The organism is Salinicola sp. CR57, from assembly GCF_003206585.1.
GTDB classification, from domain to species: domain Bacteria; phylum Pseudomonadota; class Gammaproteobacteria; order Pseudomonadales; family Halomonadaceae; genus Salinicola; species Salinicola lusitanus.
The window spans coordinates 169984-185614 of record NZ_PZJL01000007.1 but is presented as its reverse complement, the minus strand read 5'-3'; the positions used below and the strand labels follow the sequence as shown (position 1 = coordinate 185614).

Below are 15631 nucleotides of genomic sequence, written 5' to 3'. Positions count from 1 at the left end.
CAACAAGAATCCGAACCGAGGTATCGACTCGTGCTCACGCTCAGTCTTGCAACGCTCTTTACCCTCGCGATCCTGCTCGGCGGCGGCGTATGGATCGCCTTCGCCCTGCTCGGCACCGGCTGGATCGCGCTGACCGGCTTCTCGAGCTTCGAGGTCGGCCCCATCCTCGCCTCCGACTTCTGGGGCGCCAGCTACGGCTGGGACCTGACCGCCCTGCCGATGTTCGTATGGATGGGCGAGATCCTGTTCCGATCCGGGCTGGCCGACAACATGTTCCGCGCGCTGTCACCCTGGCTCAACCGCCTCCCGGGCCGGCTGCTGCACTCCAATATCATCGGCAGCGGGCTGTTCGCGGCAGTCTGCGGCTCCTCCGCCGCGACCTGTGCCACCGTCGGCAAGATGACGCTGCCCGAGCTCGAGCGTCGCGGCTACAGCGAGACACTGGCGATCGGCACCCTGGCCAGCGCCTCCACCCTGGGCCTGCTGATCCCGCCGTCGATCATGATGATCGTCTATGGCGTGGTCACCGAGCAGTCGATCTCACGCCTGTTCATGGCGGGAGTCGGGCCCGGTCTGCTGCTGCTGGCACTGTTCATGGTCTACCTGGTCATCTGGTCGCTGACCGTCGGCAGGCGCGGCGGCGCGGGGCACGCCGAAGCGCCGATGCCGTTTCTCGACAAGGTCAGGAACAGCTGGCGGCTGATCCCGCTGCTGGTATTGATCGGCGGCATCCTCGGCAGCATCTACGGTGGCGTCGCCTCCCCCACCGAGGCGGCCGCGGTGGGCGTGGTACTGTCGATGATCATCGCGCGCTTCAACGGCCACTTCGACAAGTCGATCTTCCTGGAGTCGATGTTCGCCGGACTGCGCACCTCCTGCATGATCGCGTTCATCATCGCCGGTGCCTCGTTCTTGTCGTCGGCCATGAGCTTCACCCAGTTGCCCACGCAGTTGGCCAGCGCCATCGCCGCGATGGGACTGTCGCCCAACGTGCTGCTGGTGATGCTGACACTGTTCCTGCTGGTGCTGGGCTGCTTCCTCGACGGCATCTCGCTGATCCTGCTGGTGACCTCGATCATCATGCCGTTGATCAACGCCGCCGGCATCGACCCGATCTGGTTCGGCATCTATCTGGTGATCGTGGTGGAAATCTCGCAGATCACCCCACCGGTCGGCTTCAACCTGTTCGTGATTCAGGGGCTCACCGGCAAGAACATCTTCACCATCGCCAAAGCGACCCTGCCGTTCTTCCTGCTGATGCTGTTTGCCATCGTGCTGATGCGGACCTTCCCGGAGATCGTGCTCTACCTGCCGCAGGCGATGAACCGCTGACGCCGCGAGCCGCGAGCCGCGAGCCGCGAGCCGCGAGCCGCGAAAATCAGCATGTGCTCATAGAGAAGAAAAGGGCCAGCGACATCAGTCGCTGGCCCTTTTCTTAGCCCGAAGCTCGTCGCTCGTAGCCCGAAGCTCGTCGCTCGTAGCCCGAAGCCCGTCGCTCGTCGCCCGTAGCCCGTCGCCCGTCGCCCGTCGCCCGTCGCCCGTCGCTCGTAGCTCGTCGCTCGTAGCCTATTCGACGAAATCCTCTACCGTGTGGCGGTATCCCAGCATCAGCGAGTCGGCGACATGCCGGAACGGGCTGACGTCGACGTCGGAGCGGCCCTCGGCAATCAGTTCGGCGAAACGCGCATAGAGTCCGGCGTACTCCGCATCGGGACCTTCCTCCTGCAGTTCGCCGTCGATCAGCAGCCGCCTGCCGCCCGCTTCCAGCGTCAGCCGCCCGGCGTCGGTCTCGACATGAATCTCCCAGATCGGCGGGGTGCCCTGCTGGCGGAAGTCGAACTCGGCGTGGATCGGCACGTCGTCGCCGTCGATGAAATCCAGCGACGCCGCGATCGGCGTCTGGCAGTTGCCGGGCACCTGCAACTGGGCGTCGACCAGGTGGAACGGACGCGGCAGGATCTCGGTGGCGATCGACAGGGCGTTGATGCCTGGATCGAACACGCCCATGCCGCCCGGCTGCCAGATCCAGGCCTGGCCCGGATGCCAGACGCGCACGTCCTCCTTCCATTCGATCTCGACACCGCGAATCTGGCGCTCCACCAGCCAGCGCTTCGCTCCCGCCACCCCGTGGGCATGCCGGGAGTGCCAGGAAGCGAACAGCGTGACGCCGTAGCGCTCGGCCTCCTCACGCAGCGTCTCGATCTCTGCCAGCGTGGCGCCGGGCGGTTTCTCCAGCATCACGTGCTTGCCGTGGGCCATCGCCAACCGCGCCTGCTGGGTACGAACCCCGGCCGGCGTGCACAGCGAGACCGCGTCGATCTCGGGGCCCTGATCCAGCAGCGCCTCGAGGCTTTCGAAATTCGCCACCTCGGGCACGGAGGCGTTGCGACTGGCAACGGCCGCCAGTCGATGGCGGGGGTCATTGGCGATGGCCGGATGGTGCTGGTCGCGGGCGATCTTGCCGTAGCCCACGATCGCGAGGCGAAGGATGTCCATGACAGGTCCTTGTGAATAACAGCCTGGAAATCAAAAGCCGCTCGGCATTGGCATGCCGAGCGACCCTGGAAAGAGAAGCGGCCCCGGCGGCGCCCTCAGCGCAGCAGATAGACGATGATGGCGGTGAGCGCCGAGACGATGGCGATGCCGATCATGACATCGCGAGGTACCCGCTCCAATCCCTCTTTGGCGATGACCGCGATATGCGCATCGTCGCGGCCTGGCCGATCGCTGGCACCGAGTCGTCTCATCCAGAACCAGGTGAACAGCGCCGTGGCCGCGAACAGAATGCCACCGATGATGGTGAAGTGAATCGGCAGCACGCCGGTCTCCACCAGCACGAACAGCACCGCACTGAGCGCGTGACCACTGGCCAGCCCCCGCAGTGCCGCCGACGACCCCAGCGACTTGATCCACAACCCCATCAGGAAGGTCGCCACCAGCGGCGACGCGACGAAAGCGAACACCTGCTGCAGATACGCCCACAGCCCCGAAAAGTACTGGATCATCGGCCCCCAGAGGGCAGCGATGGCGGCCAGGATAAAGGTACAGATGCGCCCCCATCTGGCCAGTTGGGCATCGCTGAGGTTGGGCCTGGCCGGCTTGATGAAATCCAGTGTCAACAGGGTCGCCGAGGAGTTGAGCGTCGAGGAAAGCGTCGACATCAGCGCCGCGATCAGGCCGGCCAGGATCAGCCCGGTAAGGCCGGTCGGCGTGAACTCCTGGACCATCTTCGGATAGACCTGGTCGGGATGTTCCAGCCCCGGCAACAGCGGGATCACCATGGCCCCGGGGATGGTCATGATGAAGATCGGCAACAGTTTCAGCGCCGCGGCGAAGATCGAAGCCCGCCCCGCCGCCTGAATGTCCCGCGCGCCCAGCAAGCGCTGCACGACATACTGGTTCATGCTCCAGTAGTAGAAGCCGACGATCGGCACCCCGGTGATCAGGCCGAGCCATGGCACGCTGGGGTCGTCCAGCGGCCGAATCAGCGACAGTTTCTCCGGACTCACCGCCTCCTTGACCGTCGACCAGCTGTAGTCGAAGTGGCCGAAGATGATCCAGGTCATCGCCGCCGACCCGCCGATCAGCACGCAGGCCTGCATCACGTCGGTATAGACCACCGCGCGCAGCCCGCCAAAGGCGGTGTAGATACTGGTAAACAGCGCCAGTAGCGCGCACACCTCCCACAGGTTGGTGCCGGGGATGAAGGTGGTCACGATCAGGCCGCCGGCATAGAGGGTGCCGGCGGTATCGAGAATGATCGACAGAAACAGCGTGATGACCGAGAGATACTTGCGCAGCCTGGAATCGAAGCGCCGCTCCATCAGTTCCGGCATGGTGGTGACACGGGCCCGCATCAGTACCGGCAGCACGAAGATGGCAGTGAACATCAGCACCACGCCCGCCATCCATTCGTAGTTGGCGGCGGAGATGCCGTGCTGGTAGGCAGCCCCGGGCAGGCCGATCAGCGTGTCCGAGGAGATATTGGAGGCGAACAGCGAAAAGCCGATTGCCAGGGGGCCGAGGCTTCTCCCGGCCAGAAACAACTCTTCCGGCGTCGTCTTGCCCCGAGCCGTCTTGTAGCCGATGAAGGTGACGATCACGAAGTAGGCGACGATGACCGCGAAATCCCAGAATTGAAGATCTTCCATGAGAGCGTTCGCTTTTTGTCATTGGCTATTGTCATAAGCGATAACGGCGGCGGCGAGCGTGGGCGCTCCGCGCCGTTGGCGGGCACGAGCGGCCCGCCAAGGCTTCAGAGTAGCCAGCGACTCGGCAGAATTCCATTTCGTGACAGCGAGTTGCACCCTGTAAAGACGCACGAGGCGCCCGCCGGAACCCGACGGGCGCCTTGATATCGCCCATGGCAGAGCCTGCCAGGCCAGGCGCGCCCGGCAGCGAAACGCGACCAATGTCTAATCGGCAGGCATCGGCAATGCCGCCGCCAACACCCGGGCAACGTGCAGCGCCTCGCGCCCGGCGCCGTCGAGAATCTGGTGCCGGCAGCTGGTGCCGTCGGCCACGATCCAGGTGTCGTCTCCCGCTTCGCGCACCGCCGGCAGCAACGAGAGCTCCGCCATCTGACGTGAGGCATCGAGGTGTTCCGCCTCGTAGCCGAAACTGCCCGCCATGCCGCAGCACGAAGAGACGATCGCCTCGACCTCGAGTTCCGGGATCCAGCCCAGCACCGTCATCACCGGGGTGAAGGCGTCGAAGGCCTTCTGATGACAGTGACCGTGGACCTTGGCCCGGCCGACCGCCAGCGGCGCGAGCTCCAGCTTCAGCCGTCCCGCCTGCTTCTCCGCTACCAGAAACTCTTCGAACAGCATGGCGGCATCCGCCAGCCGTGTGGCCTCATCACCCAAACCCTCCTCACCAAAACCAAAGTGCAGAAACTCGTCGCGTAGCGTGAGCAGGCACGAGGGCTCGAGCCCGACGATCTTCACGCCCCGCTCGACGTAGGGCATCAACGCCTCCAGCGTGCGCCGCGCTTCCTGCCTGGCGCGATCCACTCGGCCCGCCGCCAGGTAGGTCCTGCCGCAGCACAGCGGCCGTTCACTTTCGAGGACGTTGAAATGGACCCGATAGCCCGCGGCTTCCAGCACGCGGCGTGCCGCCGCCGCGTTGTCACCCTCGAAATAGTTGTTGAAGGTATCGACGAACAGCACCACTTCTGCGACCGGAGACGACCCAGGGCGGGGCGCATCATCCCTCGCCGCTCGCCGTGTCGTTCGGAGATAGTCACCGGCAAAGATCGGCAGCGATCTCGCCTCGGCGAACCCGAGCCAGCGCTTGGCACGTCCCCCCAGCCAGGAGACGTCCTCGACACGCGCGGCGACACGACCGACATGGCGCATCCAGGGCGCGTAGCGCGGCAGCTCGGAGATCAGCCGGTCGCGCCACCCCAGGCCACGCTCCTTGGCTCGTGCCGCGCGGGCCTCGATCTTGAACTTGGCCATGTCGACGCCGGTCGGGCAGTCGCGCTTGCACCCCTTGCAGGAGACACACAGGTCCAGGGTCTCGGCGACTTCGTCGCTGGCCAGGCCGCGATCGCCGATCTTGCCCGACAGTACCAGCCGCAGCGTATTGGCGCGGCCGCGGGTCAGGTGGCGTTCATCGCGACTGATCCGATAGCTGGGGCACATGGTACCCGCATCGAACTTGCGACAGTGGCCATTGTTGTTGCACATCTCCACCGCCTTGGCGAGGCCGTGCGCCGGATCGCCGCCGCTGCCGGGTTCGCCCAGCTCGCCGCTCAGCGGATCACGGGTCACGTTCCAGGCCGACCAGTCGAGTTCGGTGGCCACCGCAAGGATCTGGTGATCGGCGGGGAAGCGGAACAGCCGGGCGTCGTCCATCCGCGGCGTGTCGACGATCTTGTTGGGGTTGAAACGGTTGTCCGGATCGAACAGCCGCTTGATCTCGCCGAAGGCGGCATCGAGCTCCGCGCCGAACTGCCACGCCACCCATTCGCCGCGGCAGATGCCGTCGCCGTGTTCTCCCGAGTAGGCCCCCTTGTAGCGCCGAACCAGTTCGGAGGCCTCCTCCGCAATCGCACGCATCTTGGCGGCGCCGCCGCGGCGCATGTCGAGAATCGGCCGCACGTGAAGCGTGCCGACACTGGCGTGGGCGTACCAAGTGCCCTCGGTACCGTGGCGATGGAAGACGTCGGTCAACTGCTCGGTATATTCGGCCAGGTGCTCGAGCGGCACGGCGCAGTCCTCGATGAACGAGACCGGCTTGCCGTCGCCCTTCATGCTCATCATGATATTGAGCCCGGCCTTGCGCACGTTCCACAGCGCCGCCTGCTCGGCTCCCGACTCCAGCCCGACGACGCTGCCCGGCAGCCCCAGGTCGCCCATCAGCGTCTCCAGCGCTTTCAGCTGGCGCAGCTGCGAGTCGAGACTCTCGCCAGCGAACTCCACCAGCAACAGCGCGTCCGGACGCCCGATCAGCGACTTCTCCACCGTCGGCCGAAACGCCGGATTCTCCAGCGCCAGTTCGATCATGGTGCGATCGACCAGTTCCACCGCCGCGGGACCCAGCTCGACGATGTGCTGGGTCATGTCCATCGCCTGGTAGAAGGTCGGGAAATTGACCACGCCGAGTACCTTGTGCACCGGCAGCGGCGACAGCTTCAGGGTCAGCCGGCGCGTGAACGCCAGCGTCCCCTCCGAACCGATCAGCAGGTGGGCGAAATTGGCCCGGCCTTCGGCGTCGTAGGGGATCGGATTGCGGCAGTCGAGCAGGTCCAGGTTGTAGCCCCCCACCCGCCGCAACACCTGTGGATAGTGTTCGCGGATCGCCGCCGCCTCTCGCTGCATGATCGCCGCCACCGAGTCGGCCAGCCCCGCCAGGGCCGAGCCGGGTGCGATCTCGTCGAACCGGCCGAAAACCGCCTCGCGGCCATCCGCCAGCGTCGCTTCGAGCCCCAGCACGTTGTGAACCATGTTGCCGTAGCGGATCGAGCGTGAGCCGCAGGAGTTGTTGCCGGCCATGCCGCCCAGCGTGCACTGCGCCGAGGTGGAGACGTCCACCGGAAACCAGAGTCCGTGGGGCTTGAGCCAGGCGTTGAGATGATCGAGCACCACGCCCGGCTCCACCGAGACGGTGCGCGCCTCGACATCCAGCTCGCCGATGCCGGTCAACCAGCGACTGGTGTCGATCACCAGCGCCTCGTTGACGGTCTGCCCGCACTGGCTGGTGCCGCCGCCGCGCGGCAGCACCGGCGCCCCGAAATCGCGCGCGACCTCCAGTGCCAGCGACAGGTCCTGCGGATCCCTCGGCACCACCACGCCCAGCGGCATGATCTGATAGATCGAGGCGTCGGTGGCGTAGCGACCCCGCGATCCGGCGTCGAACGCCACCTCGCCCTTCAGCTCGCGCCGCAGCCGCTCTTCGAATTCGCTCATGGCGGCACGTCTTGGCTGCCGCGCCACCGGGCTCTTCGGCATCACGCTCATGGCGATCTCCTGTCAGGCGCGGACGGCATCCGCCTGTGGCTGCCCCGTCGGCGCATCAGCCGCCAGCTTACGGGCCGCCGGCGTGCCGGGCGCCGGGTTGTCGGCGAAGAAGTCGAGCGCGGCCTGCATGCCGCTGCCGAACAGTTCGACCCCACAGAGCTTGAGCCCGGCCTCGCAGCCACCGAGGGTGGCGATCAGGGTCAGGTCGTTGCAGTCGCCGAGATGGCCGATGCGGAACATGCGCCCCTTGGCCTTGCCGAGTCCCGTCCCCAGCGACAGATCGAACCGGTCGTAGATGGTCCGACGAACCTCGTCGGCATCGATACCCTCCGGCGTCACCACGCCCGTCAGCACCGGCGAATAGAGCGCTGGCTCCTGGCACTGGATCTCCAGTCCCCAGGCGTTGACCGCGCGCCGGACGCCCTCTCCCCAGCGCTCGTGACGGGCGAAGACCTGCTCCAGCCCCTCCCCCAGCAGCATGTCCAACGCCTCGGCGAGGCCGTAGAGCAGATTGGTGTTCGGCGTGTAAGGCCAGTAGCCGTTGGCGTTGGCGGTGAGAATCTCGTCCCAGGCCCAGAATCCCCGGGGCAGGGTCGAGCGCTGACTGGCTTCGATCGCCTTGGGCGACAGCGCGTTGAAACTGACTCCGGGTGGCAGCATCAACCCCTTCTGGGAGCCGGAGACGCTGACGTCGACGCCCCACTCGTCGTGACGGTAGTCGGCGCTCGCCAGGCCCGAGATGGTATCGACCAGCAGCAGCGCCGGATGGTCGGCGGCATCGATGGCCCGGCGCACCGCGGCGATATCGCTGGTCACCCCGGTGGAGGTCTCGTTGTGCACCACGCACACCGCCTTGATCCGATGCTCGCGGTCTTGCTGCAGGCGCGCCTCGATCAGCTTCGGCTGTACGCCATGACGCCAGCTCTGCGATTCCGTCAGGGAGAGGAACTCCGGCTGGAGCCCGAGTCGCAGAGCCATCTGCTTCCACAGCGTGGCGAAATGCCCGGTCTCGAACATCAGCACCGAATCGCCGGGACTGAGGGTATTGGAGAGTGCCGCTTCCCACGCCCCCGTTCCTGATGCCGGGTAGATGATCACCGGGTGCTGGGTCTGGAATATCTTGCGAATGCCTCCCAGTACCTTCAGGCCCAGTTCGCCGAACTCCGGACCTCGATGATCGATGGTCGGCAGGCTCATCGCCCGCAGGATGCGATCCGGCACGGGCGACGGTCCCGGAATCTGCAGAAAATGGCGACCGGAGGGGTGTTGGTCCAGCTCGAGCATGACGGCATCTCCAGAGGTGAAGCCAGGGATGGGGCCTGGGGGTGAAGCTTAGGGGTGTGAAGCAGAAGATCACTTCACATTGTTTTTTGCATTCATTACGCAATATGCCGAATAATCGTGCGCCGACAAACCACGACATAAGTCGCAGGCCACGATCAGGTGCGTGAAAAGCGGGCGTGGCGGCCGTCCGCGGGGACGCAGAAGGGTTCGTTCAACCGCCTGCGCAGTAGCCATGATCGAACGCTTGCGATAGAAAGAAGGGAAACCGACAGGGTTCAATGCATGCAGACATCCGACGATACCGCGCTCGGCCTCGCCACCCGACCACTGCGCATCGAGCGCGCCGCGCTGCACGACAAGATCGTGGAGCGGCTACACGACCTGATCACCGAAGGCGGCCTGGAACCCGGCGAGCGGATCAACGAGCGCGAACTGGCCGAGCGGCTGGCGGTGTCGCGCACCCCGCTACGCGAGGCGCTGCGCGTGCTGGCCGCCGAGAAACTGGTGACGATCTCGCCCAACTACGGCACTTTCGTGACCCGCATGACCCGCCAGGAGATTCACGACACCTTCGAGCTGATGAGCGCGCTGGAGCGTTTCTCCGGCGAACTGGCATCGCTCAGGATCACCGCGGAAGAGCTGGCGGACGTGCGCGAGGCCCATGAGGCGATGCTGGGCCACTGGCAGCGCCATGACCTGCCCGCCTACTACCATGCCAACCAGCGCATTCACGACCTGATCAACCGGGCCGCCCGCAACGACGCCCTGCGCCAGACCTACCTGTCGCTCAACCGGCGCCTCCATCCGCTGCGGCTCTCTTCCAATCGCTCCGAAGCCAAGTGGCGCAAGGCGGTGGAAGAGCACCGCGACATGATGCGTGCGCTGGAAGCGCGTGACGGGCCCGCCTTGGGCGCCTTGATGGAGCGCCACCTGCTGGAGAAGCGCGACGCGGTGCTGGCCGACTGGGCCGACGGCTGAGCCGGCCGGGGGGCGTCAGTCGAGCCGCTGCAGGAAGGCGGTGCCGCCGAGATTGCGCATCTGGCGCTGGATCCAGGCCGCCCGCTGCTGGACGTACGCGGAGGGCCGAGACGCGCTCCAGCCGCGCGGGTTGGGCAGAATCGCGGCGAGCCGACTCGCCTGCGGCACGCTGAGATTGGCGGCGGAGGTGCCGAAATAGTGCTGCGCCGCGGCTTCCAGCCCGAACACCCCGGTATCCCACTCGGCAATGTTGAGGTAGACCTCGAGGATGCGCTGCTTGGGCCACAGCGCCTCCAGCAGCAGCGTGAACCAGGCTTCCAAGCCCTTGCGGACCCAACTGCGGCCCGTCCACAGGAACAGGTTGCGGGCGGTCTGCTGGCTCAGCGTGCTGGCGCCGCGCAGATCGCCGCCATCCGACCACGAGGTGAGCGCGCGGCGAATCTGGTCGGTATCGAAGCCCCAGTGATCGGGGAAGCGCTGATCCTCCCCCGCCATCACCGCCAGCTTGGCGTTGTCCGAGAGTCGCGACCACGGCTCCCACTGCTGTTCGATGGCCAGGTTGTCACCGTGGAACCATGAACTCACCTTGCGCTCCACCATCACCATCGAGCCGAATACCGGCACGAAGCGAAACACCAGCACGAACAGCACCGACAAACCCACGAAGGCCGCGATGGCGATCACCAGATAGCGAAGAAGCGTGCGCGGCCAACCTGACGGCATGAACGGGAGCTCGTGTTCGAGGAAGTGGACACCCAGTATAACAAGGGCTTGCTGGCAGGGGTTGGTCGCGATCGTCTCGACGCAACGCAGGCGCTGGCGTGACGCCAGTGGGCCGACTACCGTGTTGGCCGCAGCCACCGAGAGAGGATACCCGATGCGGATCGAGGATTTCATCCACCAGTTCAGCCTCGGCGAGGCCGATCCCGAGGCGCCGGTGACGACGAAACGTCGGGAGTATGAAGCCCTGCACGCCCGCAGGCGCCCCGCCGACCCGGCTGGGATGCGGGTTAGCGACGAGCGTCTCGCCGCCGTCAAGGTCCGCCGCTTTCAGCCGGCTCGCTGCCACTCCGGCGTTGTCGTCTACCTCCACGGCGGCGGCTGGTACCTGGGCTCGGTCGACAGTCATCACGGCATCACCGCCGATCTGGCCGAGCGCCTGCAGCGCGAGGTCGTCAGCGTCGACTACCGGTTGCTACCGGAAGCGAGCTACGCGGAGGCGCTGGCGGATTGCCGGGCCGTCGTCGAGACCTCCGCCCCTGTCGCCGTCATTGGCGACAGCGCGGGTGGCCGGCTGGCGATCGATGTCGCCCATGATGGTGAATGGCAAGGCTTGCTCGGCCTGATCTATCCGGTGGTGGGAACGCCCACCGCGGAAACGCTGGGCAAGGATGCCCCGCTGCTGTCGCGAGCCGACGTGCTGTCGCTGTGGCGGATGGCGGCGCCGGACGTGCCGGCGATCCCCGGCGGGCACCCGCCCACGCCAGCGATCGAGGCACTGGCAGTCGAGCGCGACCCGCTCACTCGCCCGCTGGAGGCGGCGGTCGAGGCGTGGCGCCACGCCGGCGCCTCGGTGGGCTATCGCCGCGCGCCCGGCATGGTCCACTCGGCGCTGCATGGCCACGCGGAGTTGGCGCCAATGCAGATCGCCTGGCAGGACTTCTGCCAGGCGATCGCGCGACGGCTCGAGGACGCGTAGCCATTCCATCTGGCTGTCTTCGATGCCTTCAGCGAACGGCCGGTTCTCGAATGCCCCCGCGGTCAGCTATCCAGCTGCGCCTTGACGGCGTCGATGGCGGGGTCCCCATCCTTGGTCGTCACGCCGTCCAGCCACTGACTCACGGTATCGTAGTGGGCACGAATCCACTCGCTGGCCACCTCGTCGGCGGGGCGCTCTTCGTGACTGTACTGGTAGACCCAATCGTTCTGGTCGGCGATATCGACCTGGTACTGGGAGAAGAAGCGGTAGAGATTGGCATCCTGCTGCTCGAGATCGCCCGGCACCAGGGTCCATACCGTGCTGACGATATCGGCGACGCCACTGTCGTCGGCATCCTTCAGGTAGTAGAGGTCGTAGTTGACGTTCATCCAGTGCGGCTCCCAGCCGACGAACGTCACCCACTCGTGATCGGCGATCTTCTGCCCGGCAAAGGCCAGCATCGCCGCGGTGGAGCTCTCCTGCAGCTGCCAGTCGCCGAGCCCGGCCTTGTCCTCGGCGATCGCCTCCAGGATGGCGTCGTTGATGCCGGTACCCGCTTCGATGCCCTGGATCTTGCCGTCGAATCGATCCTTGAAGCGATCGAGATCGGCCACGCTGTCGACCCCCGCCTCATGGACGTAGGACGGCACCACCAGCCCCGAGTTGGCGTTGCTGATGTTGGCCGCGGCGTGGGCCAGACGCCCCGAGTCGAGCAGCGGTTCGGTCATCTCCTGCTGCACCGGATACCAGTTGCCCAGATAGGCATCCAACTGGCCGTTGGCCAGTCCGTTGAGGATGACCCCCACCGCCAGCTCCTTCTGTTCGGTACGGTAGCCCATGGCGTCGAGCAGTTGAGCGGCAATCTCGGTCTTGACCGTGACTCCGGGCCACGGCGAGACACCTAGACGCACCTGGTCGAGATCGGCCTGCGCCGATCCTGCCGTCAGCAGTGCCAACGGCAGCACCGCGGCCACCAGACGACGCTTCGCCCTCGAGCGTGTTGCTCTGGTCATGAGTCCTCTCCCTTGAGTTGTTATCGAATGAACTCTTCTACTGTGCCCCTCCCGCGGGCCAGAGATTGACATCAAGCGACACAAATTATACGTGGGGCGGCAATAGCGGCGGCGAATGGTCGATATGGATATGAGCAATATGTATTAAAGGGAATAAAAAACCTGATTTATATTCCACGATGACGATCTTCAACGGTACCGCCATGAACTTCCAGCAGCTACGCATCGTCCGCGAGACCGTGCGCCAACGCTTCAACCTGACCGAGGCGTCGAACGCGCTCTTCACCTCCCAATCCGGTGCCAGCAAACATATTCGCGACCTCGAGGACGAGCTCGGCGTCGAGCTGTTCGAGCGTCGCGGCAAGCGGCTACTCGGACTGACGACCGCCGGCGGCACGCTGCTGGAGACGATCGAGCGCATCCTGCTCGACGCCGAAAACCTCAAGCGCTCGGCGCACCAGTTGGCGAACCGGGACCAGGGCCGGCTGGCGATCGCCACGACGCACACCCAGGCGCGCTACTCCCTGCCGCCGGTCATCGCTCGATTCAAGGAGAGCTTTCCCAAGGTCCATCTGGAGCTCCACCAGTGCAGCCCCGGGGAGATCGTCTCCCTGTTGAGAGCGGGGACGGTGGATATCGGCATCGCCACCGAAGCCGTCAACGAAGATGGCGCATCGTTCGTACGTTTCCCGTTCCATCACTGGCACCACAGCATCGTCGTGCCCGAGGACCATCCGCTCACCAGGATCGCCCCCCTGACCCTGGAGGCCGTAGCCGACTATCCCATCGTGACCTACCACGAAGGTTTCACCGGCCGCGCCAGCATCGATCAGGCGTTCGAGAAGGCCGCGCTGGCGGCCGATGTCGTCTTGACTGCGCTGGATGCCGACGTGATCAAGACCTACGTGGAGCTCGGCCTGGGGATCGGAATCATCGCGTCACTGGCCTATCACCCCGATCGCGACCGGGGATTGACGCTGCTGTCGGGTGAGTCGTTGTTCCCTCGCAATACCGCTTATCTCGCCCTCAGACGTGGCCACTTTCTCCACGCCTTCGCCTATGAATTTCTTCGGCTGTGCAGCGCCGCGTTGAACGAGGAGACCGTGCAGCAGGCGCTCGCGGCGCGCTGACCCACTAAGTTGAAAATGCGATAACCAATTCGTTTTTTATTACTTTTTCAACGAACAGTCCCTCACCTAGAGTCATCGCTCCACACCGCCTACCGATCGACTCCAGGGAACGAGACCAATGAACCAACTGACTTCGTGGACCTTTGCCGGCGCGCTGGGACTTTCCGCGCTGGCCGCGACGACCTTCGCCCAGGCGGAAGAGATCGAGCTGCTCAACGCCTCCTACGATCCGACGCGAGAGCTGTACCAGGCCTACAACCCGCTGTTCAGCCACTGGTACCGCGAGCAGACCGGCGACAACGTCACCATCGAGCAGAGCCATGGGGGATCCGGCAAGCAGGCGCGTTCCGTCATCGACGGCCTACCGGCGGATGTGGTGACGCTGGCGCTGGGTTACGACATCGATGCCATCGCCGATCGCACCGGCAAGATACCCGAGGCGTGGCAGAGCGCGCTGCCGCACAACAGCGCTCCCTACACATCGACGATCGTGTTTCTGGTTCGCAAGGGTAACCCCAAGCACATTCGGGATTGGGATGACCTGACGAAGGATGGCATCGAGGTGATCACGCCCAACCCCAAGACCTCCGGCGGCGCGCGCTGGAACTTCCTGGCCGCCTGGATCTACGTCCTGAAGGAACAGCTGGGCGACCTGGGCAAGCTCGACGACCCCCGGTACACCGATGAGGTCAGCGCCGCACAAGCGGCAGCGCGGCAATTCGTCGGCGACCTATACCGCCATGTGCCGGTACTCGACTCCGGCGCCCGTGGTGCCACCAACACCTTCGTCCAGCGGGGTATCGGCGACGTGCTGCTGGCGTGGGAGAACGAAGCGTTCCTGACCACCGAAGAGCTGGGCGACGGTCAGTTCGATATCGTGGTGCCCTCGGTCAGCGTCGTTGCCGAACCGCCGGTGGCGGTCGTCGAGGGCAACGTCGAGAACAAGGGCGAGGCCGCAGAGAGAGCCGCTCGCGCCTATCTCGAACACCTCTACTCTCCAGAAGCCCAGGCCTTGGTCGCCGCCAACTACTATCGTCCGGTCGATCCAGAGGCTGCCTCGAAAGAGGATCTCGCGCGCTTCCCCGAACTGGAGCTGCACACGGTCGATGAAGTCTTCGGTAGCTGGCGCGAAGCGCAGGCGACCTACTTCGACGATGGCGGTGTTTTCGACAAGATCTATCAGCCCTGACCGCGTGGAAGCCGACCGCTCATGAGCCATCGAAAGACACGGTTACCGGGGTTCGGGCTGAGCCTGGGCATCACGGTATTCACGCTCTCGCTGCTGGTGCTGATCCCGCTATCGGCTCTCGTGACCCAATCCGCCGAGCTCAGTCTCGGCGGCATGTGGCACGCGCTGGCGGATCGCAGAGTGCTGGCGGCATTTCGCGTCAGCTTCTCGACCGCCTTTGCCGCGGCCTTCACCAATGTGCTGCTGGGATTGGTCGTCGCCTGGGTGCTGGTGCGCTATCCGCTGCCTTTCAAGCGCAGCCTCGATGCCCTGATCGATCTGCCGTTCGCACTCCCCACGGCTGTCGCCGGGATCGTGCTGACGACGCTGTACGCCCCCAACGGTTGGCTGGGACGGTTCTTCACGGACTGGGGGATTCGTATCGCTTTCACGCCACTGGGCATCGTCGTGGCCTTGATCTTCATCGGACTGCCGTTCGTCGTGCGCACGGTCGAACCCGTACTTCAGGAGCTGGACCGACAGCAGGAGGAAGCCTCGACCAGTCTGGGCGCATCGCGCTGGCAGACCTTCTACCGCGTATTGCTACCGCCCTTGGTGCCGGCCATTCTGACCGGGTTCTCGCTCGCCTTCGCGCGAGGACTTGGGGAATACGGGTCGGTCATCTTCATCGCCGGCAACATGCCGATGAAGTCCGAGATCGTGCCCCTGCTGATCGTCACCAAGCTGGAGCAGTACGACTACGCCGGCGCCACCGTCATTGCGCTGGCGTCACTGGTCGTGGCCTTCATCATGCTGCTGGTCGTCAACGGCCTGCAGCACTGGACACGCCAGCGCACCGGACAGGATTGAGGAGAGCCTCGTGAACAGCCCCTCCC

Annotated in this window: 12 protein-coding genes; 6 read left to right on the top strand and 6 right to left on the bottom strand. The window is 65.3% G+C overall.

Annotation, left to right across the window (positions count from 1 at the left end; all coding sequences use genetic code 11):
- Nucleotides 1–30 precede the first annotated feature (30 nt).
- Nucleotides 31–1332, top strand: a complete 1302-nt coding sequence (locus DOM56_RS13645) for a TRAP transporter large permease subunit (protein ID WP_110709651.1) — start codon at nt 31–33, stop codon at nt 1330–1332.
- A gap of 234 nt (nt 1333–1566) precedes the next feature.
- Here DOM56_RS13645 and DOM56_RS13640 read toward each other — a convergent pair whose 3' ends face one another.
- From DOM56_RS13640 to DOM56_RS13625, 4 genes are all read right to left on the bottom strand, one after another.
- Nucleotides 1567–2496 carry a Gfo/Idh/MocA family oxidoreductase gene (locus DOM56_RS13640; RefSeq protein ID WP_110709648.1) on the bottom strand — a complete coding sequence of 310 codons (930 nt, stop codon included), beginning with the start codon at nt 2494–2496 and terminating at the stop codon, nt 1567–1569.
- A gap of 95 nt (nt 2497–2591) precedes the next feature.
- Nucleotides 2592–4151, bottom strand: coding sequence for a sodium/solute symporter (locus tag DOM56_RS13635; protein ID WP_110709646.1), 1560 nt, complete (start codon nt 4149–4151; stop codon nt 2592–2594).
- Between the two features lie 264 nt (nt 4152–4415).
- Nucleotides 4416–7463, bottom strand: a complete 3048-nt coding sequence (locus DOM56_RS13630; protein ID WP_110709644.1) for an FAD-binding and (Fe-S)-binding domain-containing protein — start codon at nt 7461–7463, stop codon at nt 4416–4418.
- Nucleotides 7464–7475: 12 nt separating this feature from the next.
- Nucleotides 7476–8747, bottom strand: a complete 1272-nt coding sequence (locus tag DOM56_RS13625) for an aminotransferase class V-fold PLP-dependent enzyme (protein ID WP_110709641.1) — start codon at nt 8745–8747, stop codon at nt 7476–7478.
- Between the two features lie 282 nt (nt 8748–9029).
- Here DOM56_RS13625 and DOM56_RS13620 point away from each other — a divergent pair, with 282 nt between their 5' ends.
- Nucleotides 9030–9725 (top strand): GntR family transcriptional regulator, encoded by a 696-nt coding sequence (locus DOM56_RS13620; protein WP_110709638.1) that lies wholly within the window; start codon nt 9030–9032, stop codon nt 9723–9725.
- 15 nt (nt 9726–9740) lie between these two features.
- Here the strand turns inward: DOM56_RS13620 and mtgA are convergent, their stop codons facing one another.
- Nucleotides 9741–10448: a monofunctional biosynthetic peptidoglycan transglycosylase gene (gene mtgA / locus DOM56_RS13615; RefSeq protein WP_110709636.1), complete on the bottom strand. Its 708-nt coding sequence runs from the start codon at nt 10446–10448 to the stop codon at nt 9741–9743.
- A 154-nt stretch (nt 10449–10602) separates the two neighbouring features.
- Here mtgA and DOM56_RS13610 point away from each other — a divergent pair, with 154 nt between their 5' ends.
- Nucleotides 10603–11424, top strand: coding sequence for an alpha/beta hydrolase fold domain-containing protein (locus tag DOM56_RS13610; RefSeq protein ID WP_110709633.1), 822 nt, complete (start codon nt 10603–10605; stop codon nt 11422–11424).
- 62 nt (nt 11425–11486) lie between these two features.
- On the opposite strand, the gene DOM56_RS13605 is transcribed toward DOM56_RS13610, so the two are convergent.
- A complete protein-coding gene (locus DOM56_RS13605) occupies nt 11487–12437 on the bottom strand; it encodes an ABC transporter substrate-binding protein (RefSeq protein ID WP_110709631.1) in 951 nt (316 codons plus the stop codon).
- Nucleotides 12438–12616: 179 nt separating this feature from the next.
- Here DOM56_RS13605 and DOM56_RS13600 point away from each other — a divergent pair, with 179 nt between their 5' ends.
- The 3 genes from DOM56_RS13600 to cysT all read left to right on the top strand — a co-directional run bounded on the left by DOM56_RS13600 (nt 12617) and on the right by cysT (nt 15605).
- Nucleotides 12617–13567 (top strand): CysB family HTH-type transcriptional regulator, encoded by a 951-nt coding sequence (locus tag DOM56_RS13600; RefSeq protein ID WP_232822296.1) that lies wholly within the window; start codon nt 12617–12619, stop codon nt 13565–13567.
- Nucleotides 13568–13685: 118 nt separating this feature from the next.
- Nucleotides 13686–14756: a sulfate ABC transporter substrate-binding protein gene (locus DOM56_RS13595; RefSeq protein WP_110709628.1), complete on the top strand. Its 1071-nt coding sequence runs from the start codon at nt 13686–13688 to the stop codon at nt 14754–14756.
- 21 nt (nt 14757–14777) lie between these two features.
- Nucleotides 14778–15605, top strand: coding sequence for a sulfate ABC transporter permease subunit CysT (gene cysT / locus DOM56_RS13590; RefSeq protein WP_110709626.1), 828 nt, complete (start codon nt 14778–14780; stop codon nt 15603–15605).
- Nucleotides 15606–15631: the final 26 nt, after the last annotated feature.

Bases quoted from the DNA above. Each gene is read 5' to 3' on its own strand.
- DOM56_RS13640 (WP_110709648.1), bottom strand. From the start codon at position 2,496: ATGGACATCCTTCGCCTCGCGATCGTGGGCTACGGCAAGATCGCCCGC.
- DOM56_RS13635 (WP_110709646.1), bottom strand. From the start codon at position 4,151: ATGGAAGATCTTCAATTCTGGGATTTCGCGGTCATCGTCGCCTACTTC.
- DOM56_RS13630 (WP_110709644.1), bottom strand. From the start codon at position 7,463: ATGAGCGTGATGCCGAAGAGCCCGGTGGCGCGGCAGCCAAGACGTGCC.
- DOM56_RS13625 (WP_110709641.1), bottom strand. From the start codon at position 8,747: ATGCTCGAGCTGGACCAACACCCCTCCGGTCGCCATTTTCTGCAGATT.
- DOM56_RS13620 (WP_110709638.1), top strand. From the start codon at position 9,030: ATGCAGACATCCGACGATACCGCGCTCGGCCTCGCCACCCGACCACTG.
- mtgA (WP_110709636.1), bottom strand. From the start codon at position 10,448: ATGCCGTCAGGTTGGCCGCGCACGCTTCTTCGCTATCTGGTGATCGCC.
- DOM56_RS13610 (WP_110709633.1), top strand. From the start codon at position 10,603: ATGCGGATCGAGGATTTCATCCACCAGTTCAGCCTCGGCGAGGCCGAT.
- DOM56_RS13605 (WP_110709631.1), bottom strand. From the start codon at position 12,437: ATGACCAGAGCAACACGCTCGAGGGCGAAGCGTCGTCTGGTGGCCGCG.
- DOM56_RS13600 (WP_232822296.1), top strand. From the start codon at position 12,617: ATGACGATCTTCAACGGTACCGCCATGAACTTCCAGCAGCTACGCATC.
- DOM56_RS13595 (WP_110709628.1), top strand. From the start codon at position 13,686: ATGAACCAACTGACTTCGTGGACCTTTGCCGGCGCGCTGGGACTTTCC.
- cysT (WP_110709626.1), top strand. From the start codon at position 14,778: ATGAGCCATCGAAAGACACGGTTACCGGGGTTCGGGCTGAGCCTGGGC.